This window comes from Pseudomonas sp. Z5-35, from assembly GCF_051131945.1.
Lineage (GTDB): Bacteria > Pseudomonadota > Gammaproteobacteria > Pseudomonadales > Pseudomonadaceae > Aquipseudomonas > Aquipseudomonas marvdashtae.
On record NZ_CP071640.1, the window covers coordinates 5,499,273 to 5,523,388 of the forward strand.

At 58.7% G+C, this 24,116-nt stretch carries 12 protein-coding genes; 4 read left to right on the top strand and 8 right to left on the bottom strand.

Going from position 1 to position 24,116, the window contains the following annotated elements:
- Nucleotides 1–53: 53 nt before the first annotated feature.
- The 3 genes from J3P95_RS25020 to J3P95_RS25030 form a co-directional block, all read right to left on the bottom strand.
- The gene (locus J3P95_RS25020; RefSeq protein ID WP_434579319.1) at nucleotides 54–4,838 is read right to left on the bottom strand and encodes an OTU domain-containing protein; all 4,785 of its coding nucleotides are present in this window, start codon (nucleotides 4,836–4,838) and stop codon (nucleotides 54–56) included.
- 369 nt (nucleotides 4,839–5,207) lie between these two features.
- Nucleotides 5,208–10,160: a dermonecrotic toxin domain-containing protein gene (locus J3P95_RS25025; RefSeq protein ID WP_434626230.1), complete on the bottom strand. Its 4,953-nt coding sequence runs from the start codon at nucleotides 10,158–10,160 to the stop codon at nucleotides 5,208–5,210.
- A gap of 150 nt (nucleotides 10,161–10,310) precedes the next feature.
- Nucleotides 10,311–11,210, bottom strand: a complete 900-nt coding sequence (locus J3P95_RS25030; RefSeq protein WP_434579315.1) for a homocysteine S-methyltransferase family protein — start codon at nucleotides 11,208–11,210, stop codon at nucleotides 10,311–10,313.
- 114 nt (nucleotides 11,211–11,324) lie between these two features.
- Between J3P95_RS25030 and J3P95_RS25035 the strand changes: the two genes are divergently transcribed.
- From J3P95_RS25035 to J3P95_RS25045, 3 genes are all read left to right on the top strand, one after another.
- Nucleotides 11,325–12,146 carry an ABC transporter substrate-binding protein gene (locus J3P95_RS25035; RefSeq protein ID WP_434579314.1) on the top strand — a complete coding sequence of 274 codons (822 nt, stop codon included), beginning with the start codon at nucleotides 11,325–11,327 and terminating at the stop codon, nucleotides 12,144–12,146.
- The gene (locus tag J3P95_RS25040) at nucleotides 12,143–12,976 is read left to right on the top strand and encodes an amino acid ABC transporter permease (RefSeq protein WP_434579312.1); all 834 of its coding nucleotides are present in this window, start codon (nucleotides 12,143–12,145) and stop codon (nucleotides 12,974–12,976) included. Before J3P95_RS25035 ends, J3P95_RS25040 begins: the two co-directional genes overlap by 4 nt.
- Before the next feature lie 207 nt (nucleotides 12,977–13,183).
- Nucleotides 13,184–15,208, top strand: a complete 2,025-nt coding sequence (locus tag J3P95_RS25045; protein WP_434579311.1) for an autotransporter outer membrane beta-barrel domain-containing protein — start codon at nucleotides 13,184–13,186, stop codon at nucleotides 15,206–15,208.
- Nucleotides 15,209–15,271: 63 nt separating this feature from the next.
- Here the strand turns inward: J3P95_RS25045 and oadA are convergent, their stop codons facing one another.
- Nucleotides 15,272–17,080, bottom strand: a complete 1,809-nt coding sequence (oadA, locus tag J3P95_RS25050) for a sodium-extruding oxaloacetate decarboxylase subunit alpha (protein WP_434559612.1) — start codon at nucleotides 17,078–17,080, stop codon at nucleotides 15,272–15,274.
- A gap of 102 nt (nucleotides 17,081–17,182) precedes the next feature.
- Nucleotides 17,183–18,598 (bottom strand): acetyl-CoA carboxylase biotin carboxylase subunit, encoded by a 1,416-nt coding sequence (locus J3P95_RS25055; RefSeq protein WP_123414084.1) that lies wholly within the window; start codon nucleotides 18,596–18,598, stop codon nucleotides 17,183–17,185.
- A gap of 188 nt (nucleotides 18,599–18,786) precedes the next feature.
- Between J3P95_RS25055 and J3P95_RS25060 the strand changes: the two genes are divergently transcribed.
- Nucleotides 18,787–19,749 (top strand): LysR family transcriptional regulator, encoded by a 963-nt coding sequence (locus J3P95_RS25060; protein WP_434559616.1) that lies wholly within the window; start codon nucleotides 18,787–18,789, stop codon nucleotides 19,747–19,749.
- Here the strand turns inward: J3P95_RS25060 and J3P95_RS25065 are convergent.
- From J3P95_RS25065 to J3P95_RS25075, 3 genes are all read right to left on the bottom strand, one after another.
- The gene (locus J3P95_RS25065; RefSeq protein WP_434559618.1) at nucleotides 19,691–19,900 is read right to left on the bottom strand and encodes a PA3496 family putative envelope integrity protein; all 210 of its coding nucleotides are present in this window, start codon (nucleotides 19,898–19,900) and stop codon (nucleotides 19,691–19,693) included. The genes J3P95_RS25060 and J3P95_RS25065 overlap by 59 nt on opposite strands.
- A 123-nt stretch (nucleotides 19,901–20,023) precedes the next feature.
- Complete coding sequence (gene hexR / locus J3P95_RS25070; RefSeq protein WP_003187110.1) at nucleotides 20,024–20,890, bottom strand: transcriptional regulator HexR; 867 nt, start codon at nucleotides 20,888–20,890, stop codon at nucleotides 20,024–20,026.
- A gap of 238 nt (nucleotides 20,891–21,128) precedes the next feature.
- Entirely contained in the window at nucleotides 21,129–24,002 is a 2,874-nt protein-coding gene (locus tag J3P95_RS25075; RefSeq protein ID WP_434579308.1) for a putative bifunctional diguanylate cyclase/phosphodiesterase, read from the bottom strand.
- Nucleotides 24,003–24,116: the final 114 nt, after the last annotated feature.

Below are 24,116 nucleotides of genomic sequence, written 5' to 3' on the forward strand. Positions count from 1 at the left end.
CAGGGCAACGAGACTGCTCGCCAGGGTCATGATTCAACCGTCAGCCGGATCACTCAGTTCGACTGCGGTTTTTTCGCCACGAAATGCTTGAGCGAATCCGCGGTAACCCCTGCCCTTGCGTATTGCCACGCCCACTCCGGTATCGCCATATGGCTTTCCAAGTGCAACGCAAAATCCAGGCGACTACGGCCCAGGCGTCCCACGGGGAAATCGAAGTGATGCAGATATACCTGGGCCTGGCTTTGGCCAATGGCAAATACGTCCCGGATAATCTGGTTCGCACGAGCTTCTTCCGGCCCCAGGCTGGCTCGCAAGGCTGTCACCAGGCCTTCCGGGGAGCTGAACACCTCTGGGTGTTGAAGCGCTTCTTGGATATTGGCATCGCTGAAGTGGGGGCCGGTCAATTCGGCCCAGACGCGCCAACGATATTGCACCGGAAGATTCTGGACGGCGGGCAGCAAACCGGGCGTATCCAATAGAAGCGCAACCCGACTATCGGAAACCGGCTGTCCCAGATGGCTGAACAATCTGGCGATGGAGGGTATATCGGTTTCTTCCGCGACACCCCACGCCCCCCCTACATGGCTCAGGAATCCGGTGAGCTCCTTGCGCCGCGTCACAATACTTCGCAGGTTCCGATTATCGAAAAGGCCCATCCAATCGACATCGATGTGCTCATCCCCTAGCAGCTCGTCATAACGGGTACTGACGTACTCGGCAATGAGAGTAAGCCGCTCATCCGATATCGCCGGATTACGTATCAGGTTGGCCACGAAATTAACCCGTAACATGCCGCCCAGGTTCAAGGCGACGACCGGGGAGCTCAGCAGGATTTCGGCTCGCCTTCGCAACTCGGGGAAACGTGTAAGCGCTTTTTCAAGCAACTCGACGATGCCCTCGACCGCTTGATTGTATTTGAACCAGTCAAACAGCTCCGCGTTTTCCCGAACGTCTATTCCCAAGTCACTCCTGAGCTCATGCTGTAAATCGTACAGTTCGTCGCTGTTCACCAGATAAGCGCCATCGAGCAAATCTTCCAATTCATCCTCGTCGAGGTTGCCATGGATGGCCTCATCGAACCGGACGTACGGCTCTTGGCTCAAGGGGTTGTTGTATCTCAACTGTCGCGTGGTAAGACCGTACTCCAGCAAAATATGATTGAGGTCCTGAGACAACGTAAAAGACCGGCTTTCGAGCAATTCAGCGATCAGATGAGGCTCAGCAGTACCCAGCAGGATGCCTTCCAGATACTTTTGCACAAGCTGCCTTTCCAGCGGGGCCAGGGGCGCAGTCTTTGGCCTTAACAATCCCCTCGACCGAGGCGCCAGGAAACTCCCGATCATTTGCAGTATCTCTGCTGGCAAAACGGCGCCCGTTGTTTGATTCGAGACCAAATTGCTGGCGTAAGTATTCAGGTAGTTCAGGGCAGGTTCGAACACACGCAGGGTATTGGGACCGCCATGAATGATCCGAGTGAGATCGAGCAGCGCCTTCTCGTCCAGGATAAGGTCCAACACACGGGCATTATCGAACAGCGCTTGGTGGGTCATGGAAGGCTGCGACACCAAGTAATGACTTAGCTCCGGGTGGTGATCGATGTAATCCGCGGCTTCGTTACGCAATTGCTGTATTGAATAACGCGGCTGCGCCTGCCCCTCGTTCAGCCCTTGGGCAATGGCATTGAAGAAGCAATCACCGTCGGCGGGAATATCCACCGGGCGATCCTCCAGCACCAACTGGTAATGGTTGCTGCCCATTCGCCTCAGGAGGACGTCGGCGTCCGTTTCATTTGGATGGGCCCTCATCGGATAGATGACTTCGGTTTCGCCCGGCGTAAAGCGTACCGACCAATGACGCCCCGGGGTGATTTCATCAATGATGACCAGGCTGCGGTTTTGCGGCCAACTTGGCAGGCGGGTAATGATGGCCGGCACCAGGTCCATGATCTGGTTATCCCAACTGCCTGGCGTGCGTATCGAGCGGGCCACATCGAGAGACTCCAGCGCTGGCAGCTTGGGCTTGGAAGGACCGGGCTGTGGCGATTTCCCCCCGGGGCGCTTGCCTCCCCCATGGCCGAATCCCACGGCGCGCCATTCACCATCGGGCATGCGCGCAACGGTACTTCTCATCACGCCACTGGAGCGAATGTTTAGCCCGGTTACGGGATCGACCAGAGTCGCCTCCGTGGCCATCCGCCTCGTCTGGTCATGCACCCGGAACACCGTCCCGTCGGGTTGGCGGATGTACACCGCGCCGCTGCCTTGGGGACGATAGAATCCCTGGGAGTCTGCCGAAAACCCTCGTGTCAACGCGGTGTCCGTCACGGCATAACGGCGATAAAGCGCTTGCTCCAATGGCAATCCTAGAAGGACCCCACCCTTGCTCGGCCGCGCCGTCAACGCGAGGAATGAAGCCTGGCCCCGAGAAGGCACTACCATTGCCCGGGCCGCGCGCCGCGTTCCATGGCGCGCCACTTCGTGTACGAATGCCAGGGTGCCCAGGTCCATGGGCACCGCACCGGTCCTGAGCACTAACGCGCCGGTTTGTACGGCACGCTTGAGCAACTGGACACCGGGCACCAACAGCATACCGGCCAAGTCCAGCACCACCTCGATCGCCACCATCATCATCCTGACGGCTATTTGCTGCCGGACCTCCCGATTGCTGTTGGAACGATGGTCCGCATAAGCACTGTGAAAATTGACATGGGCTCGGTGGAGCGCCTCAAGAAAATCGTCCTCGATCAAAACGCCGCGAACCAGCGGTCTGACGCGCTGGCCCAGGGTCCGTTTGATTTCCTCGGGGTCAGCCGTGGAAATTCGCGAGCGAAAGTAGTCCTGCCATTGCGCCTGTTGCAGGAGCGCGGTAATGCCGTCGCTCAGGTCGTCGAGCTCGTGGATGTCGTCACCCTGCGGACTGTCCGGAAAATAAACACCTACCGTGCCGTTGATTTCGGGCCCATCCTGATCAGAAAAAAACATCACACCATCAACACTGACCGCATTCCCCATCGTGCCATGCCGCTCCCCAGCGCCCGTGCTTCCACCCAACAGGAGGCCATGCACCTGCACCTTTCGACCGGAAACGAGCGCCCGACTGGCCGCCGCCGGCGATTGCAGAACAGCGTTCAACCAGAGCGCAACCTGCTTTTGACGTTTGGGCGGACTGAAAGCCTTATCCACCACAGTGGCCCGGAAGACCTCATCTTCCTTGAGCCCAGCCTCATAGGCCTTGAATTTCAGATTGGCCAGATAGGCTGTCCGCCAAGCCGCCTTGTACTGGGTTTTATTCATGGCTTCGCGCAAATAGTGCTCATAACGGCCACCGGCATCGATGCTCACGGCCATCCTGGCAAGCTCGCCCCCCGCCAAGGTGATGAAGTAGCCGTTGGCGGGATGCCGGATCCGTTGGCCCTGTTGATCGGCCAGATACACCGGCAGCACTTCCCGCATGGCGTTGGGAAACTGACTCGGGCGCAGGTTATCCAGCATTAATTGGGTCAGAGGCGACGTGCGACTCTGCCTGGGATTGGCACGGCTGCCGAACGATAGCGTGACCAGGGTCTCGTCCGGATCCGGATCTATGCCCGGATGCACGGTTTGCCGCAGGTACTGTTTGATTTTCTGACGAGTGAATTGCCATAACGTCTGAACGCCGTCGCCCACGTCATGGAGCGCTTGAAAAACATCCTCTTCGAGACGGCGGTACCGGGCCTTTTGCGACAGTGTCGCGGTTTTATAGCTCGCGGGGCGGTTGTCTTCGATCAGGCACTGCTGGCGGGCCAGCAAGGGACCGGCCAACGACAACATCGGCAAACCCAGTGCGTTTTCTGTGTTCTGCGCAAAAGCCCTCAAGCCAAGCGTCTCGTTTTCCGGGGCATCGAATACTGCTTCGAGCGCGGCGCCCTGAGCCTTGAGCAAATCGTCAGCCGCCACTTCAAAGACATGGTTGGACAGCTCGGAGGAAATATCGCGGATCGTGCGCGGTAGCCCTTGATGGACGGGGCATACCGCGCCGACAAGGTCCTGGAAGGACTGGAATCGTTGCAGGCCCGCTTCCATCGAGTACAGGAACAACCCTTGTCGCTCGGGGTATTTGACCACCATTGCAGCGGGCCACTTTTGCGCGGCCGCTGAGCCCATGTCGAGCATGACGGCATAAGCCTGGGGAACAGGCGTTTGCAGCAGACGGTTTCGATCTGCCTTGCTCGGGTGAGTGTTGATGATGCCCAGCAGACGATCGTCCTCGACCTGCTGGGCCCGGGCACCTTGGGTCATGGGCGCATCTGGATTTCGATCGGCTTTGTACAGATCGACCAAGTGCAGGAGCCGCTGGGAGAGCAGATGGGCGAACTTTGTTCGGGTGGTCGACGGGGTCGTTGTATCGAGCGAGTCATCGTCCACTGGCTGATCGTGAAACAGCGCCAATTCTTCCCGGAACTGACGCCCCACAGCATCGCTCGTTGGGGGGCTGGCGATATAGAGCACCGACTCCATGGCGCTGAGGATTTGCCGGTCCACCGAATCGGTAAAAATGCTGGACGCTTCATCCACCACGTCCGGCCGGGTGAAAAAACCGACGCCACCTTCCGTGTAGATGGGCGGCGAATCGGCGGACAGACACTCCCACATGACGTCGATGAAACGCTCTGAAGTCGTCAGCGAACGCCGACCTTCGGGGTCGGTGGTGAAGTGATTCACATACCAACCTTCCGGGTCGATCTGCCCAAGCAACGGGGCTCGCAACTTGCGTGTTGGAATCTTTGCCTTGAGGGTGCTGACCAGCAAGTTGCCGATCACTGTATCGAAGGTCGGCAGGCCCGCGAACAAGCGGGCCATGCGCGCTTGGTTGGCGTCGAGCAGCGCCAGTTGCCTGAGCTGTTCCTTGCCTTGGGCGCTGAGCGTTCGGCCCTGTGCGTCTGCCTCGGCGATGGCCCGCTGCACGGTAGACGTTATGTCGACGGGAAGTTGATCGCCATGGGAGGGCGACGAGTTGATGGATTCAATTTCTGGAAAAACAGGCATCTGACTGTCCAAGCGGTTGGAAAGTGCAGAAGCTATCGCCCTATTTGATCAGCCATGACATACATATATATAGCGTCCCCGCCAAGCCCGGAAAAAACCGTAAGCCACGTTGTACGGGCTACCAAAGACGCCATTTAAAGCGGCAGCGCCGGCACGCTGTGTGCCGGCGCGCATGTTCATCGGTTAATTGATTTTATCTTCGCTTGGTTTTGCCGCTTTCATGATTCCGAACGATTTCAGCGAGTCCGGCGTCACGCCTTCCCTGGCATATTGCCAAGCCCAGTCCGGTATCTGCAGATGACTTTCCAGGTGCAATGCGAAGTCCAGACGGCTATGCCCAAGACGCTGGCTGGGGAACTCAAAATTGTACAGATACTGTTGTGCTCGCCGTTGGCCGAAACCGAAAAGGCCTTGGATAATCCGATTCGCACGGGCCTCCTCCTGTCCAAGGCTGGCTTGCAGTGCCAATGCAAAATCCAACTCCGAACGTAACGCGTCAGGCCGTTCGAGCGCCAAGCGAATATGGGTATCGCTAAAGTGCGGCCCCACCAGATCCTCCCAGACTTGCCTGGCTTGATCGAGTGGAAACCGCTGCAGGGAGTTCCACAAGTCCGGGGTGTTGAACAGAAGTCTGATCCTGATGTTTGAAGGCATCTGTTTAGAAACGCTAAAAATGTCCTCCTCGTCATCTGCCCCCAGCAAAAACGTCCGGAACGCCCTCAACTCCTCCTGATGAGTGATGAAGCTCTGCACATTCTGATCATCGAATGGCTGCATCCAGCTGATGTCGAGGTCATGATCGAATAACAACTCCCGATAGCGGGTGCTGGCGTACGCGGCAATCAATCGAAGGCGCTCGTCAGACAGCGCCGGATTGCGCAACCAACTCGCAAACAAGCTCACCCTCAGCTGGTCGCCCAGCGTCCACTCGATCACCGACGATCTCAGCAGAATTCGAGCCCGTCTTTGTAGCTCTGGAAAACGCCCAAGCGCCCCGCGATAGAGGCTTCTCGTACGGTCCGCGTTATTGTCGTCTATGTAGGCACTCAGCAGCTGCTCTTCGTCCTCGAGCACGTAACCGGTGGCCTGCTTGAGTCTTTGCGCCAGCGCCTCCAACTCTTCGCTGGACACCAGGGAAACGCCGAGTTCGTCGAGCTGATCCTCGTCGAGTTGACCATGGGTTGCCGGATCGAACATGGCAAAGAAATCTTCGGAGTGCGGATGATTCCATGACAATTCTTGGGCGGTGACGCCGTACTCGAGCATGATATGAAACTGATCGGCACCTAATATAAGGTGATCGTGTTCAAGCACTGCGGTGAGATAACCACTCTCAACGGGCGCCAACAGAATGCTCTCCAAGGTGTTTTGCAAGGATTGCTGTTCTTCCAATGAGAGAGGGCCATACCAACGGCGTAACCGGCCAGGGGAATGGGGGGATAGCTCGCGGCCAATGAGCTGGAATATTTCTGCTGGTAACCGGGCATTTTCCGCTCGATACAATGTTTCACGCCCCACTCTGCTGACAATCAGGTCCAAGTAGTTAAGAGCGGGCTGGAATAATCCATGCGGGTTAGGGGCTCCATGGATGATCCGTGTCAGTTCGGTGAACGCATCGATGTCCAGCATATTTTTCAGTGCGGGGGCGTTATGAAACAGCGCCAGCTGCACGCCTGGGCCTTCTCGGGCCGGCAGGTATTGCCTCAATTCTGGATGTTGATCGATATAGTCAGCGGCCTCGTTACGCAGCCCCTGTACTGAAAACGTACCCTGCGCCTGCCCCTCGTTCAGGCCTTGGGCAACGGCATTGAAGAAGCAATCGCCATCGGCAGGGATATCTACGACACGATCGTTCAGGATCAAGCGGTAATGATTACTGCCGACTCGACTCAGGACGACGTCATTGGCCGACGCATCAGGGTGAAGACGCAAAGGATAGATGCGCTCATTCTGCCCCGGGGTAAAACGCACCGACCAATAATTTTCCGCTGATGTTTCATCCCGGATCAGCAGACTTCGGTTTTGCGGCCAACGCTCAAGGCGAGTCATGATGGCTGGGACCAGGTCCATGATTTCATTGTCCCAACTGCCTGGCGTGCGTATTGAGTCGGACATTCGCGACAAGGCGGGCACTTTAGGCTTTGAAGACCCTGGTTGAGGGGGGGTGTCACCCGAGCGCTTTCCTCCTCCACGGCCAAATCCCACGGCTCGCCACTCGCCATCGGGCATTCGTGCCACCGTACTTCTCATCACTCCGCTTGAACGGATACTCAAGCCGGTCACCGGGTCGACCAGCGTGGCTTCGATAGCGTTCAACCGAGTGTGATCGTGTACGCGGAACACCGTCCCATCGGCTTGCCGAACATACACGGGACGAGTCACGCTGCCGGTGACACTATCGGTGACGGTAGGGCGATAAAAGCCGTGAGTATCCGCCGAAACCCCTTGAAGCAAAGACGCATCACTCACGGCATAACGGCGATAAAGCGTCTCTTCCAAGGGCAACCCCGCAAAGACATCGCCCTGGGCCTGACGGGCGGCCATGTTCAAGGAAAACCCCTGCCCTTCTAGAGCGAGAATTACTTCACGGACAGAACGTCGGCCTCTGCGTGAAACGAGATTGTGCACCCGGATCAAAGTTTTCAGATCCATTGGAATCCCAGTCCTGAACGCCCGGTAACCAATGTCCACCGCACTCTTGAGCAATCGAAAGCCCGGCGTAAAAAGCAGACCGACCACGTCCATGATGGCTTCTACCGCCATCATGCCGAGCCTGAGCGCAGTTTGACGTTGGATATCGCGGTTGCTGGTAGAGCGATGATCCGCGTAGGCCTTGTGAAAGTTGACGTGTGCCTGATGAAAGGTTTTCAGAAAATCCCCCGTCATCAACACCACCCGAATGAGAGGACGGCGACGGTGCTGCCCCAGCAGATCTTTGATCTCTTCTTCGTCGACACTGCTGATGCGTGAACGAAAGTACTTCTGCCACGCCGCTTGTTGAAGAAGAGCTGTAATGCCATCGCTCAAATCAGAGAACTCATGAAGGTCATTGCCCTCGGGGCCGTCAGGGAGATAGACGCCGACGGTTCCCTTGATCACCGGTCCTTCCTGATCCGAAAAAATCAGCGCGCCGTCGATGCTGGCCGCGTTGCCCATCGTCCCGTCCTGCCCACCGATGCCCACGCTTCCGCCCAGCAGAAGACCAAAGACATGCACCCGTCGCTCGCAGACCAGACCACGTCCAGCTGCCGTCGGCGATTTCAAAATGGCATTCAACCAGAGCGCGAGCAGCTTTCTGGATTTCGGTGGCTTGAGGCTCTTATCAAGCACCTCGACCTTGAATACTTCGCTCCCCTTGAGCGTCGCCTCGTAGCGCTTGAACTTCAAGTTGGCCAGGTACGCTGTCTGCCAAGCCGATTTATAAGCAGGCTTATTCAGCTCGTTTTGAAGCTGGATTTCGTAGTTTCCGCCGATATCGAGCGTTGTTGCCATCTTGGCAAGCTCGTCTCCCTTCAACGTGATCGGAGAGCCAGCGACTGGGTGCGAAATGCGTTGGCTATCTCGGTCGACCAGATACACCGGCAATAGCTCCCTCATCGCGTTCGGGTAGTGAAGCGGGCGGACATTATCGAGCATCAGCTGAGTCAAACTGGTAACACGCGAATTCCTTGGATCCGGGCTTGTTCCTGAGAAAAGCGTAATCGTTGTCTTGTCTGGGTCTGGTTTGATATCCAGGTGCACGGTTTGATGAAGGTAATCCTTGATTTTCTCGCGGGCGAACTGCTCCAGCCCCTGGACCCCGCCAGCCAATCGAGAGGCCGCGTCCATGACCCGTTCTTCAAGACGACGATAGTGGGCTTGTTCCAAGGGCGTTGCGGTTTTATAGAAATTGGGGCGTTTGTTCTCGATTGTTGTTGCCGCACGGAAAAGCAACGGACCGAGGAGCGACAGCATGGGCAAAAGCAGTGCGGCTTCCAGTTTGTTGGCAAAGGCCCTGACCGCGATCATTTTGTTTTCAGGCGCACCCAGTACGGCTTCAAGCGCGGCGCGTTGCAGGTGCAGCAAGTCCTCTGCCGCAACATCAAAGACATGCCCGGACAGTTCAGAAGAAATATTCCGGATCGTGCGCTGATGTTCCTTGTAGACCGGTTGGACTTTATTGACCAATTCCTTAAAAGAGGAAAATCGCTGCAATCCGCTTTCCAGGGAGTAGAGAAACAACGCCTCTCGGTCCGCTCGTTTGATGACCATCGCAGCGGGCCACTTTTGAAGTGCGTTGGCTTCCCCATCGAGCATGACGCAATAGACCTGCGGAATTGGATCTCGCATCAATCGACTTCTGTCCAGCTTCGAAGGATGAGTCGTGATGATGTCCAGCAGGCGGTCTTCGTCCGCATCCCGAGTGCTGGCATTGCCGCGGGTTTGACCGTCTGCATCCCGATCAACCTTATATAAATCGAAAAGGTGCAGGAATCGTTGCGAAAGCAAATGCGCAAAGGCGGTTTCCACCGTCAACGACGTGGTCGTACCGAGCGAGCCCCCCTCGTATTTTTGACTTCGAAACAGCGCAAGCTCCTGGCGAAACTGCTGCTTGATTCGGTCGTTGGTTGTCGGATTTTCGATATAAAGCGCCGTTTCCATGGCCTTTGATATCTGCGTATCCACAGGGTCGACAAATATGCTGTCACGTTCGTCAACGCTGTCCGGGCGGATAAAAAAACCCAAGGACTTCCCCGTGTAGTTGGGCGGCAAACCGGTCGATAAGCCACCCCACATAACCTCGCTGAAACTCTTCGAGGCGGTCAACGAACGTGCACCGTCCGACCCAGTGGAGTAATGATTCACGTACCCGTGATCTGGGTCGATTTGCTCAAGCAACAAAGCACGAAACTTGTTTTCGGGAATCTTCGCCTTGATCGTATTGACCATCAGATTCTTGAGCGCTGTGTCGAATGTCGGAAGGCCGGCAAACAACCGCGTCAGTTCTGCCTGGTTTATGTCCAGCAGGCCTAACAGCGTTGCCTGCGCCTTCTCCTGGGGGGGGCTCGATAAGTCGGAGGTCTGGCCGAGGGCGGGTAATTGAGAAACATGAGGGAGCGACAAAGTGTCGGGTCCATTTCCTGAGGAAATAGGCATCTGACTGTCCATTGTGGTTGGAAAGCGAAGAACCTATCGCGCTGGCCAACCACAAATGACATACATATATATAGGCGACGCGAACCTATCCGCAAAACCGTAAGTTTAAATGTAAGAAGGTCCGCAGCCGTGGCGCCAACGCCAGGCGGATTAACCCAACCGTTGCGCCAGCACCGCGATATGCTCGGGCCCGATGCCGCAGCAGCCGCCCAGATGACTCGCCCCGCGCTGGCGCCAGTCAGCCGCCCACCGTAGATATCCTGGCGGATCGAGGTCTTCGCGCAGCGGGTCCAAGCCGTCGTTGGCGGTCGCTTCCTTCGGTTGCGGCGGGAAAGCGTTGGCGTAGGCACCGATGGCGATCTTCACCCCCAAGCGTTCGAAGGTGTCCCGCGCCGCATCGATGGCGGCGCCGATCACTTCCGGTTGGCTGCAGTTGAACAGCAGCACTTCGACACCCAGTTCCGCCGCCACCGCCGCGGCGTCTGCCACCGGCTCGCCAGAACGCAGGCGTGGCACTTCATCGGTGTCTTCATCTTTCAAGGTGAACGACAGCCAGAACGGCTTGCCGTCTTTCGGCAGACCGGCGTGAATCGCCCGCGCTTCGACCGTGGAGCTTTGGGTCTCGGCCAGCCATAAGTCGACATGGGGCGCCAGGCCGTTCACCAGGGGCGTCAACAGTTCATTGGCGCGAAAAGCATCGAACAGGTCCGGCCGGTAGGAACCGAACAGCGGCGGCAGCGACCCGGCCACCCGAACCGCTTTGCCGCAAGCCTGTACCGCCCGTTGCGCCAATTCACCCGCCAGCGCGGCCAAGGCCTGGCCTTCGGCGGCGAAACGCGCCTCGCCAATGTGGAACGGCACCACGGCGTAGCTGTTGCTAGTGATGACGTTGGCGCCGCTGGCAATGTAGGCCGCGTGCACGGCTTCTACCGCCTCGGGCGCTTCGCTCAAGGCCAGCGCCGACCACTCGGGCTGTCGGAACGGCGCGCCCCGGCGTTGCAGTTCGCGGCCCATGCCGCCATCGAGAATGACTGTCGTTGCTGCGGCCATATGCGATTCACTCATAAGCTTATGAAAAATACTCACTACCGGAGTCGTTCTTATAACTATTTAATACGCACCAATCTGAGAACTACAACTTATTTTTCTAACAGGGCACGTCACATGAAATTACAACCGTTGCTGGCCCTGGGCCTGACTCTTCTGGGCGCCTCTTCGCAAGCGTTCGCCGGCGCCACGCTGGATCGCATCGAACAGAAGAAGGAGATGGTCGGTGTACTGATGGAAAGCTATCCACCCTTCTCGTTCCTCAACGATCAAAACCAACTCGATGGTTTTGACGTGGACGTCGCCAAGGCAGTCGCTGAAAAACTGGGCGTGAAGCTGCGCCTGGAAACGCCTTCATGGGACGTGATCGCGGCCGGTCACTGGAGCGGGCGCTATGACATCTGCATCTGCTCCATGACGCCGAGCAGGGCGCGCGCCGAAGTGTTCGATTTCCCGGTGCAGTACTACGCCTCGCCAGCGGTGATCGTGGTCAACGCCAAGGACGATCGTATCCACGGCGCCAAGGACCTGAGCGGCAAAAAAGTCGGCCTCACCAGCGCCTCCAGTTACGAGAGCTACCTGAACAAGAACCTGGTCATCGAAGGCGCTGAAGATACCCAACTGAGCTATCCGTTCGAGGACGTGCAGATCGCCCCGTACGACACCGACAACGTAGCGTTCCAAGACCTGGGCCTCGGCGCCGGGGTGCGACTGGATGCAGTGCTGACCAACCTGGTGACCGCGCAGCCGCGCCTGACCGAAGACAAGCGTTTCAAACTGGCGGGCGAGGCGCTGTATTCCGAGCCCAACTCGGTCGCTATCGAAAAGGGTGACGCCGAGTGGAACAGCAAGGTGCGTGAAGTCTTCGCTCAGTTGAAACAGGACGGCACCTTGAGCAAACTCTCGCAGAAATGGATCGGCGCCGATATCAGCCAATGACTTCTTTTCCACCCCCTCAGCCACCGCCACCGGTGGCTGAGTCACGCCTGCAAAGAATCTTCGGTTTTCGCACCCGGTTGTACCTGACCTGGGCGGCGATGTTGGCGCTGTTCGCCAGTTTCTTCCTGAGTTTCGACCTGAAGTTCTCGATCATCCTCGACAAACTGCCGAACCTGCTGGGCGTGCACCTGGCGCCCAACGGCTTTCTGCAGGGCGCGGTGCTGACGTTGTTCCTATGCGTATGCTCGATCTTCGCTTCCTCTCTGCTGGGTTTCATCACCGCCCTGGCGCGGCTGTCCAGCAGCGCGGTGGCGTTCGGCATCGCCAGTTTCTACGCCTCGTTCTTTCGCGGCACGCCACTGCTGATCCAGATCCTGCTGATCTACCTGGGCCTGCCCCAACTGGGCGTCGTGCCCGGCGCCATCGCTGCCGGGATCATCGCCCTGTCGCTGAACTACGGCGCCTACCTGAGCGAAATCTTTCGCGCCGGCATCCTCGGCGTGCCCCACGGCCAACGCGAAGCCTCGCTGGCGCTGGGCATGGGCGAAACCGTGATCTTCTGGCGCGTCACCCTGCCCCAGGCCATGCGCACCATCATCCCGCCGACCACCAACCAGTTCATCTCCATGCTCAAGGACTCCTCGCTGATCTCGGTGATGGGGGTTTGGGAGGTGATGTTTTTGGCGCAATCCTACGGTCGATCGAGCTATCGCTATATCGAAATGCTGACTACGGCGGCGATCATCTACTGGTTGATGTCCATTGCGCTGGAGCTGATTCAGGCGCGGATGGAGCGGCATTATGGGAAGGCTTATCTCAAGCGCAGTTGATCGGCGGCACGTCGTCAAACGGAACGATCCGAGAACGGTGTAGGGCAAAGCCTGCGATCACGAGTGCCAATGCAGCGATGCGGTGATCGCGGCACGGACAGCCTACGAGCTTCATCGCCATGTCTCGCCAGCGGCGACGAGTTGGCTGGCATCGTCTCTCAGGGGGAATTTTTAAAGTGCGGACTCATTTCATAAGAGCCGCATTCGATGCCTACCCAACACCTATTCCTGCCTCAGCACCTCGCTTTGGCAATCGCGCTGGCAGTCGGTTTCGCCGATGTCTCGATGGCTCAGCAACCTGCTGAAATCTTCACCACTGCCGAGTTGCAGGAGCGCCTGAAGGCCGTCGCAGAAGCGCCAGATACCAAACAGCACACTCTCGATAAACCTCGCAAAACCGGCTTGAAACTGACCAAGGCCAATGACGTTGTCAACGTCAGCGCCAATGGCATGTTCGGCGGGATTGTTGATGGCGGCGGTGGAACCAACATCCTGCAATTAGGCGATGCAACGTCTTCCCAATTGCCGGAGACCCGCAACTTCCAGGCTTTGCACGTCACCCATGGCGAGTGGGAGCACACCACAAGCTTCGCTGGCTGGGGCGTGATCGAGTCGAAAACGAAATTGATCAACACCGGCCATCTCACCGGACAGATCGGGGTCCTCGGTGATTTTGACAACAAGGGGGACGTTGCAAATAACGTGACTGTCGAACCGGGCGCTCGCATGGTGAACTCCGGAACCGTAACTGGCCGGGTAGATGTTCAACAGGATGCAACGTTCAGCGGTCCGGGCTCAGTGGGCTTGCTGAACGTAAAAGGTCGGTTGGAGGTTGGCCATGAAATAGGTGCCCCCTCCGCCAAGGATTTAACGTTTTCCCCAACCGCTGTATTGATCTATGGCGTAGACGCTGAGGGCCACAGCTCAACGATCAAGGTTGAAAACGCCGCAACCTTGAACAACGCGACGCTGAAGATTGTCGGTGTACCCGGCGAGTACGTCGGGGCGAAAGAGCACACCGTCATCAAAGCGGGACAGATCATCGGTGCATTTGGGCCAGTAATCAGCGAGCTGCCATACATGACGGCAACAATGCACTCCACCGCGACGCAGGTCAGCCTGAGCTACGCGCGCACCGGCCTTCCAATCAACGTGGCGGCCACCTCTGATCCCGCTCGATCGGTTGCGGACAGCATCAACGAGCCGCAACCGGCCAGCCCCGCCCCGCAACCCAATACCGCCGTCAACGCCCTGCTCGGCAGCAACCTGATCACCGCCGCCAGTGCCCTCGACCAGTTGAGTGGCTACGACACCGCCGACCTGGGCAACGCCACCCTGAGCAGCGTCGCACCGATCAGCTCGGGAATGCTCTCGGCGATGGGCCGCAATAACCCCATGGGTAAGCATGACAACGGTCAAGTCTGGGTCCAGGCCATCGGCAACAGCGGCAGCCTCGCCAAGGAACTGGGTAGCTTTGCCCTTGAACATTCGACAAAGGGCCTGATGCTGGGAACCGATTGGGCTGTCACGCCCGATTGGCGGCTGGGCATCATCGGCAGCAAGACCCAGACACGGCTGGAAAGTTATCGATTCGAAGGAGCGCTCGACAGTTGGCTCGCAGGCGCGTACGCCTTGCGTCAGGACGGGCCGCTGGCGCTGCGCCTGGGCGCTGTCTATGGCAGTCATGACGGCAGCACCAAGCGCCATGTCGCGTTCAATGGATTCAGGGACCGCCTCAAGGGTCGTTACGACGCCACGACGCAACAGGTCTTTGGACAGGTCGGCTACAACCTGGACGTCGGACAATTCGATATAGAGCCCTACGTCCAAGTGGGCTACCAACGCTATCAACGCGACGCCTACTCGGAAAAAGGTGGCGACGCCGCGTTGCAGTACAACGGTCAAACCCAGGAACACTACAACAGCGACCTGGGCCTGCGCCTCGCCCGTCCTTTTGTGTTCGACCAAGGCATACGGTTGACACCGCACCTGGATGTTGCCTGGAAACACCTGTACGGCGATATCGGGGGCAGCTCCCATCAACAGCTGGCTAACGGCGGCAGGACTTATATGATCGAAGGGGTCGAGTTGGACCGTGACAGCCTGCTGCTGCAAGCGGGGCTGGACCTGGCCGTTTCGCCCCGGCATACCTTGGGATTGAGTTACAGCGGCGAAACCGGCCAGGACAACCGCAACGGAGCGCTGATGGGACAATGGCGAATGATGTTCTGACGAGCCAAAAAAAGGGGAGCACATGCCCCCCCGAGGTTAAAACGTTGTATCGAGGCTGTTCAGTCAGCCTTCGATCTCGACCAGGATCTCGCCCGGGTTGACCCGGTCGCCCTTGGCCACGTGAATGGCGGTGACCTTGCCGGCGATAGCCGCCTGCACTTCGGTCTCCATTTTCATCGCTTCGGTAATCAGCACCGCTTGGCCGGCCTTGACCATGTCGCCCTCCTTGACCAGCACATCGACGATGTTGCCCGGCATGGTGGTGCTGACATGGCCTGGCGCAGTGGCTTGCTTGCGCTTGCTGCTGCCGCCGCTGACAAACTCATTGAGCGGTTCGAACACGACTTCTTCCGGCATGCCATCAATGGACAGGTAGAAGTGACGCTTGCCTTCGGCCTTGACGCCCACACCGGTGATGTCGACGCGGTAGGTTTCACCGTGAACATCGATGACGAATTCGGTTGGCACGCCTTCGCCGCCCGCAGAACTCACGCTGCCCGCCTCGGGAATCGGCAGCAGCACTTCAGGGGTCAGGGTGCCGGCGTCGCGTTCTTCGAGGAACTTGCGACCGATGTCCGGAAACATCGCATAGGTCAGCACGTCTTCCTCGGATTTGGCCAAGGCGCCGATTTCTCCACGCAGCCGGGTCATTTCCGGCTTGAGCAGGTCGGCCGGACGGACGTCGATCACGTCTTCACTGCCGATGGCCTGGCGACGCAGCTTCTCGTTCACCGCACCCGGAGCCTTGCCGTAGCCACCCTGCAGATAGAGTTTCACTTCGTTGGTGATGGTCTTGTAGCGCTCACCGGCCAACACGTTGAAGAACGCTTGAGTGCCGACGATCTGCGAGGTAGGAGTCACCAGCGGCGGGAAGCCGAGGTCTTCGCGCACGCGCGGGATCTCCGCCAGCACTTCGTTCATCCGGTTCAGTGCGCCCTGCTCCTTCAACTGATTGGCAAGGTTGGAAATCATCCCACCCGGAACCTGGTTGACCTGGACGCGGGTGTCGACGGCAGTGAACTGGCTTTCGAACTGGTGGTACTTCTTGCGCACGGCGTAGAAGTACAGGCCGATTTCCTGCAACAACTCCAGGTCCAGCCCGGTGTCGAATTCACTGCCTTTAAGGGCCGCGACCATCGACTCGGTGCCCGGATGGCTGGTGCCCCAGGCGAAGCTGGAGATCGCGGTGTCAATGTGATCGGCACCGTTTTCAATGGCCTTGAGTTGGCACATCGCGGCCAGGCCAGCGGTGTCGTGGGAGTGGATGAACACCGGCAATGATTGCTCGGCCTTTAGCGCTTTCACCAGTTCGCCAGTGGCGTACGGGGTCAGCAGGCCGGCCATGTCCTTGATCGCCACCGAGTCGCAACCCATGGCTTCCATCTGCTTGGCCTGGGCTACGAACGCCTCGATGGTATGCACAGGGCTGGTGGTGTAGGCGATGGTGCCCTGGGCGTGCTTGCCGGCGGCCTTCACCGCTTCGATGGCGACGCGCAGGTTACGCACATCGTTCATCGCATCGAAAATACGGAACACGTCAATGCCGTTGACGGCGGCCTTGGCCACGAACGCCTTGACCACGTCATCGCTGTAATGGCGGTAGCCCAGCAGGTTCTGGCCGCGCAGCAGCATTTGCAGGCGAGTGTTGGGCAGCGCCGCGCGCAGTTGGCGCAGGCGCTCCCACGGGTCTTCCTTCAGGAAGCGCACACAGGCGTCGAAGGTGGCACCGCCCCAGACTTCCAGCGACCAATAGCCGACTTTGTCGAGCTTGTCGCAGATCGGCAGCATGTCTTCGGTGCGCATGCGCGTGGCGAGCAGCGATTGGTGGGCGTCGCGCAGGATTGTGTCGGTTACAAAGATTTTCTTGGGCATTTCACGATCTCCTCGTAGCGACAAGCGGCAAGCTACAAGCGGCAAGTAAGAGCGAATCGGCTTTTACTTGCAGCTTGCAGCTTGGGGCTTGCAGCTGCTTATTCATAAGCCTGCGTGTGCGGCAATGGCGGCGGCGATGGCCAGGGCCAGCTCTTCGGGTTTGCGCTTGATCGAGTAGTTGGTCAGTTCAGGATGGCTTTCAACGAAGCTGGTATTGAACTGGCCGCTGCGGAATTCCGGATTGCGCAGGATCTCCTGGTAATACGCGGCGGTGGTCTTGACCCCCTGCAGGCGCATGTCATCCAGGGCTCGCAGGCCGCGGTCCATCGCTTCTTCCCAGGTCAACGCCCAGACCACCAGTTTCAGGCACATCGAATCGTAGAACGGCGGGATGGTGTAGCCGGTGTAGATCGCCGTGTCGGTGCGCACACCCGGCCCACCAGGGGCGTAGTAGCGGGTGATCTTGCCGAAGCTGGGGAGGAAGTTGTTTTTCGGGTCCTCGGCGTTGATGCGGAACTGCAACGCAAAACCCCGGTGCAGGATGTCTTCCTGCTTGACCGACAACGGCAGACCGGAGGCGATGCGGATCTGTTCGCGAACGATGTCGATACCGGTGATTTCTTCGGTGATGGTGTGTTCCACCTGCACCCGGGTGTTCATCTCCATGAAGTAAACCTCGCCTTCGGCGAGCAAAAACTCCACGGTGCCGGCATTCTCATAGCCCACGGCCTTGGCCGCGCGTACCGACAGGTCGCCGATGTAAGCGCGCTGCTCGGGGGTCAGCTGCGGGCTCGGGGCGATTTCGATCAGCTTCTGGTTGCGGCGCTGGATCGAGCAGTCGCGTTCGAACAGGTGCACCACATTGCCGAAACTGTCGCCCAGGATCTGCGCTTCGATATGCTTGGGATTGACGATGCATTTTTCCAGGAACACTTCCGCCGAACCAAATGCCTTGGTGGCTTCGGAAATCACTCGCGGGAAGGCCTGCTCGAGTTCTTCGCGACTATTGCAGCGACGGATACCGCGACCGCCGCCACCAGACGTAGCCTTGAGCATGACCGGGTAACCAATCCGATCACCTTCGGTCAGGGCCTCTTCGATGCCCGCCACGTTGCCTTCGGTGCCCGGCGTGACCGGCACACCGGCCTTGATCATGCTGCGGCGCGCTTCGGTCTTGTCGCCCATGCGGCGAATGACTTCCGCCGACGGGCCAATGAATTTGATGCCGCGCTCGGCGCAGATGTCCGCCAGTTCGGCGTTTTCCGAAAGGAAACCGTAGCCGGGATGCAACGCATCACAACCGGTTTCCACCGCCAGGTTCACCAGTTTGCGTGGGTTGAGATAACCGGCCAGCGGATCGGCGCCAATGCTGTGGGCCTCGTCCGCACGCTTGACATGCAAGGCGTGGCGGTCGGCGTCGGAATAGACCGCGACCGAGCGGATGCCCATCTCGGCGCAAGCGCGGACGATGCGGACGGCAATCTCACCACGATTGGCGATCAGGATCTTTGTTATCAATTGGAGGTTCCCTTGAGCCGGTGATACCCACGGCCTGAGGTTCAGGCCGATGCGTGACCAGATGTAACAATTGGTCGCAGCTCCACACTAGTCCCGACTGGGGATTAACAAAAATGAATATTTGTTGGGAGGTGCATAAGCAAAGACTTATAGTTCCGGCATCCGTCTCGGCCCAAGGTACTTCAGATATGCGTAAGTCGTTGATGCGTATGACGTTGCGTCAATTGCAGATTTTCAACGAGGTGTGCGACCTAAGGTCCTACAGCCGTGCAGCTGATGAAATGTCTCTCACACAGCCGGCCGTTAGCCTACAAATTCGATCCTTAGAGGAGCTGATCGGCCAGCCCTTGTTTGAGTACGTTGGCAAAAAGCTCTACATGACCGAAGCCGCCGAGGCCCTGCAACGTGCCAGCCGGGACATCTTTGGACGCTTGGAAAACCTCGACATGCAGCTCTCGGACATGCAGGGCTCGCTGCAAGGCCAACTGAAGCTTGCGGTGGAATCCAGCGCCAAGTACTTCGTCCCTCACCTGTTCGCCGCGTTCAAGCGCCAACACCCTGAGGTGAATTTGAATCTGACGGTGGTCAATCGCGGCCAGGTCATTCGACGGCTCTCGGACAACCGTGACGACCTGGTGATCATGTCCATGGTGCCTCAGGACATGGGGCTGGAATTCTTGCCGTTTCTCAACAATCCAATCGTCGCCGTGGCGCCGCCCGACCATCCGCTGTGCCATATGGGTCCGCTGCGTTTGCAGGACCTGGAACCTTACACGCTGCTGTTACGCGAACCGGGGTCCGGCACGCGGCTGGCCTGCGAGGAATACTTCAAGGAGAAACGGGTGCATTTCACCCAGACGCTGGAAGTCGCGTCGGCCGAGGCCCAGCGCGAATGCGTGGTAGCCGGGCTGGGCGTGGCGCTGTTGACGCGCCACGCCGTAAGCCGGGAACTATCGTCCGGCGCGCTCATCGAGTTACCGGTGGAGGAATTGCCGCTGTACCGCAGCTGGTGCCTGGTGCAGGCCAAGGCGAAGCGCTTGTCACCGGTCGCGCATGCCTTCCTGGCGTTCGTACGCGGCGAGCGCGCTCAGATCATCGCCCTGGTTGAACGTTTCGACGGGAAGCCGCCGGTGTTGCCTGCCAGTAATTGAACTCTACCGCGTCAGGAAATTCGCTGATCTGGGCCAGAAGCTGGCGCTGTTCATAGCGGTCTTCAATGGCACGACGGAACGCCATGCGGCGCTGATCTTCCTGCTGACGACGGGTTTTGACGGCGCTGCGGTCTTCGTAGGACTGGGTCATGTCGAGACTCCCAAGACGTATACGGGAGCTTCAAGATGACGGCGCGGGATGACGATTTGGCGGCGCGACGGTTACAGAACGATGAATTTGGGCAGATGCCCCCCAAGGCCCCAAAATCTGCGCTCAGTCGTCCAGCGCCTTCACCGACTTGGGCGACAGCCGCAGGCTGCGAAGGCTGCGCTTCACGCTCTTGAGGTGGTTGACCAGGCTCGGGCCACGGGCCATGGCGACGCCCATCGCCAGCACGTCGATCACCACCAGATGGGCGATGCGCGAGGTCAATGGTGTATAGATTTCGGTGTCTTCATGCACATCGATCGCCAGGTTCACCGTCGACAGCTCAGCCAATGGAGTCTGGCTCGGGCACAGAGTGATCAACGAGGCGCCGCTTTCGCGCACCAGGTTTGCGGTGATCAACAGGTCCTTGGAACGCCCCGACTGGGAAATGCAGATTGCCACATCGGTGGGTTTCAACGTGACCGCTGACATCGCCTGCATGTGCGGGTCGGAATACGCCGCTGCGGTGAGCAACAAACGGAAGAACTTGTGCTGTGCATCGGCGGCCACCGCACCGGAAGCGCCAAAACCGTAGAACTCGACACGCTGGGCCTGGGACATGGCCGTCACGGCTTTTTGCAACGCCACCGGGTCGAGCTTCTCGCGAACCTCCATCAGCGTGTGCAGGGTCGTGTCGAAGATCTTCAGGCTGTAGTCCGCGACTGAGTCGTCCTCATGGATGGCAAACTGGCCGAAGCTCGCCCCAGCCGCCAGGCTCTGCGCCAACTTGAGTTTGAGATCCTGGAAACCCGAACAACCGATGGCTCGGCAAAAACGCACGATGGTCGGCTCGCTGATACCGACGCTGTGGGCAAGATCAGCCATGGAACTGTGCATCACGGCCGCCGGATCAAGCAGTACGTGATCGGCGACTTTCAGCTCCGACTTGCGCAGCAGGTGGCGTGATTGGGCGATGTGTTGCAACAGGTTCAAGGGGCTGGACTCTTGTTATGGGCGGATGCCGGGATGTAGCAAGCTTGTAGTTATACTACAAGAATTGGCGCTTTGCCCGTCCAAAACGTAACTGGATTGCCTCGCGGCCCCTTTGTTTTGGCAGAGGATCGCCCGATGTAGCAGCCTGTGCCGGGACGCAAACAGTTTGCGCAACCGATCCCACCCCCAAGGAATTTCGCTGCCGGTAGTCACCGACAAGTCCAATCGAGGATCAGGTTCATTCCGCCAAGTGTTGCATCCGCAATAACCCGGCCAGCCCCTCGGCTTCCACGGGGCGGCTGATCAGATACCCCTGCACCTCATCGCAACGCTCGTTCCTGAGAAAATCGAGCTGCTCCTGCCGCTCGACGCCTTCGGCCACTACCTTAAGCGACAGTCCATGGGCCATTGCAATGATCGCTCGGGTAATGGACGTGTCGACGCTGCCCTCGCCCAGCCCGCGAATGAATGCCTGGTCGATCTTCACGTAGTCCACCGGGATACGCTTGAGATAACTCAGGGATGAGTAGCCAGTACCAAAATCGTCAATCGCCAGCTTGACCCCAAGGTCGCGCAGCTGCTGGAACGTGGCAATGATGTGTTCGACGCTGTCGAGCAGCTGGCTCTCGGTCAACTCCAACTCCAGGTACTGGGGCGCCAAGCCGGTTTCTTCCAGCACTTGCCGCACCAGGCTGACAAGCTTTCCCTGGCGCAATTGGTGCACCGACAGATTGACCGACATCCTGATCGGCTCAAGCCCTTGGCGCTGCCATTCGCATGCCTGCCAACAGGCCTGGCGCAACACGAACTCACCAATCGACCCGATTAGACCGGTCTCTTCAGCCAAGCCAATGAAATCCCCCGGCGGGACTCGACCCATGGTGGGATGGTCCCAGCGCACCAACGCCTCGGCGCCGTTCAAGCGACCGGTCGCCAGGCACAGCTTGGGCTGATAGAAGACCTTCAGCTGTTTTTCTTCGAGAGCCTTGCGCAACTGGTTTTCCAGTTGCAGCCGCTCCAGCGTGCTGGCCTGCAAACTGTCGGTGTAAAACTGAAAGTTATTACCCCCCAGATGCTTGGCATGTTGCATGGCTATGTTTGCCTGGCTGACCAGTGTGGAAACTTCCCGCGCAGTGTCAGGCAACAGGCTGATGCCGATGGATGCGCTGATCACCAGCTCGTGGCCTTCCACGGTCAGCGGCACGCGCAGCTTGGCCGCCAGCCGGGTCGCCACCCGGGCGAGACTCGAAAGGTTGCCATAGGCGTCGAACAGTACCGCGAACTCGTCGCCGGACAACCGGGCGATGGTGTCGGCTTCGGGCAATGCATTGATCAAGCGCCGGGCCATTTTCTGCAGTAATTGATCGGCGATGTCATGACCAAGGCTGTCGTTGAGCAGTTTGAAACGGTCCAGGTTGATGTGCAGCAACGCCAGGCTCCGCCGCCCGCCCTGGCGCACTCGCTGGTGGGCTTCGTTCAGGCGCTCGCGGAACAGCGAGCGGTTCGCCAACCCGGTCAGCTCATCGTAATGGGTGAGATAACGCATCCGCTCTTCGGACTCGCGCCGAGCCGAAAGATCAGCGAAGAAGCCCACTATATGGCTGACATTTCCCCGAGGGTCTCGCACAACATTCAATTGCAGCCACTGCGGGTAGAGCTCGCCGTTGGCGCGCGCCTCCACCAGCTCGCCTTGCCAAGTGCCATGCTGCTTCAAGGCCTGGCGGATGATCGGATAGTGCCGGCGCGCGTCGCGACTGCACGGCAAATCAACCACATTGCAACCCAGCATGTCGGCGATATTGAAGCCCGTCACGCGCGTGAATGCCTGATTGGCCGCAAGCAATGCGTAGTTGGGGTCGAAAATCACAATACCTTCGCTGGCGGCTTCGAACACCGTGGCCGCCAGTTGCCGCTGTTGTTCCAGCTCTTTGCTGGCGCTGATGTTTCGCCGGGTGCCGACCATGCGCAGCACCCGGCCACTCGCGCTGCGCTCAACCGCCCGGCCGCGATCTTCGATCCAGACCCAATGACCGTCCCCATGGCGCACTCGGTATTCGATCTGGTAATCCTCGCTGCGCCCTTTGAGATGCTCGATCAGGGCGCGCTTGAGCGCCGGGAGATCCTGAGGATGCAGGCGCGGAGTGAGATGACTGAGCATGGCAGTGATGTATTCGGGCTCCAGGCCAAACAGCTCCTTGAGTTGGGTGTGATGGACTTCATCGGTCTGCAGGTTCCAATCCCACAACCCCAGCTCGCTGGCCTTTAGGGCCAGCGCCAGACGCGCTTCACTTTTACTCAGGGCTCGGCTGGCCACCTCCAGCTCAAGACTGCGCTGCTCGACCCGCGCCTCCAGCCCAACCTGCGCCGTACGCAGCTGGGCCTCGGCAGAACGGCGTTGTTCGACTTCCCTGCCCAATGCCTCGTTAAGCTGCGCACTACGGGCTTGCGTCTGCTGCAGGTGCTCGATCAGCGCCTGGTTCTGGAATCGTCGCAACATTCCATTTCGTATCACTCGGTTGACCTGCCAGGCCACCACGCTGAGCGACACCAGCACAATCAGCCCGAGCCAACCCCATCCGCGCTGATGCTCATCACCGCCCCAGAAAAGATAACCGATGGCCGGTAGCAGACAGGGCAGCGTAAAGGATAGGAATGCCGGAAGACTCACGGCATAAGCGACGCTGGCCGAAAGGGTGGCTGCGCCAATCAGCCCAAACACCCACGCCTGTTGCTGAAAGCTGTCAGCCGGCACCAGGGCGATGCCAGCAGCCGCCAACGTCAGGCCGGTCATGGCCGAGCCCAACAAAAACATACGCAACCAGACCGGGTGCGCTTGGCGGCTGGGTATCGCTGAATCGAAAGCGGCCACCTGAATCACCCGCAGCGCCACCAGTGACAGCAGCCAGACCAGCCACACACTCACCAGGAAATAACGCGACGGCTCCCACAACAGCCCGGCGCAGACCAGCCCGTTGATCAGCATGAAGAGGGTGGGCAGCAGCGAGCCCTGATACAACAACCTTGTGCGTTCGACCGCCATTTCCGTGGCGTACTGCTTGCAGATGATCCGTGGCTCCACACAAGGGCCCGCCAGATCGGAATTGAAGGTCATAGGTGATGTTCTTGTTCTTATTCAAGGATGCATGGTGCATCCGAAACGAGCCCCGAGCATACACAAGCCAAAGAGCATCCCACACTGCTCTCGCTCATAAAAATGCTGAAAAAA

Bases quoted from the DNA above. Each gene is read 5' to 3' on its own strand.
- J3P95_RS25020 (WP_434579319.1), bottom strand. From the start codon at position 4,838: ATGGCCCGCTTGTTCGCGGGCCTGCCGACCTTCGATACAGTGATCGGC.
- J3P95_RS25025 (WP_434626230.1), bottom strand. From the start codon at position 10,160: ATGCCTATTTCCTCAGGAAATGGACCCGACACTTTGTCGCTCCCTCAT.
- J3P95_RS25030 (WP_434579315.1), bottom strand. From the start codon at position 11,210: ATGGCCGCAGCAACGACAGTCATTCTCGATGGCGGCATGGGCCGCGAA.
- J3P95_RS25035 (WP_434579314.1), top strand. From the start codon at position 11,325: ATGAAATTACAACCGTTGCTGGCCCTGGGCCTGACTCTTCTGGGCGCC.
- J3P95_RS25040 (WP_434579312.1), top strand. From the start codon at position 12,143: ATGACTTCTTTTCCACCCCCTCAGCCACCGCCACCGGTGGCTGAGTCA.
- J3P95_RS25045 (WP_434579311.1), top strand. From the start codon at position 13,184: ATGCCTACCCAACACCTATTCCTGCCTCAGCACCTCGCTTTGGCAATC.
- oadA (WP_434559612.1), bottom strand. From the start codon at position 17,080: ATGCCCAAGAAAATCTTTGTAACCGACACAATCCTGCGCGACGCCCAC.
- J3P95_RS25060 (WP_434559616.1), top strand. From the start codon at position 18,787: ATGCGTAAGTCGTTGATGCGTATGACGTTGCGTCAATTGCAGATTTTC.
- J3P95_RS25065 (WP_434559618.1), bottom strand. From the start codon at position 19,900: ATGACCCAGTCCTACGAAGACCGCAGCGCCGTCAAAACCCGTCGTCAG.
- J3P95_RS25075 (WP_434579308.1), bottom strand. From the start codon at position 24,002: ATGACCTTCAATTCCGATCTGGCGGGCCCTTGTGTGGAGCCACGGATC.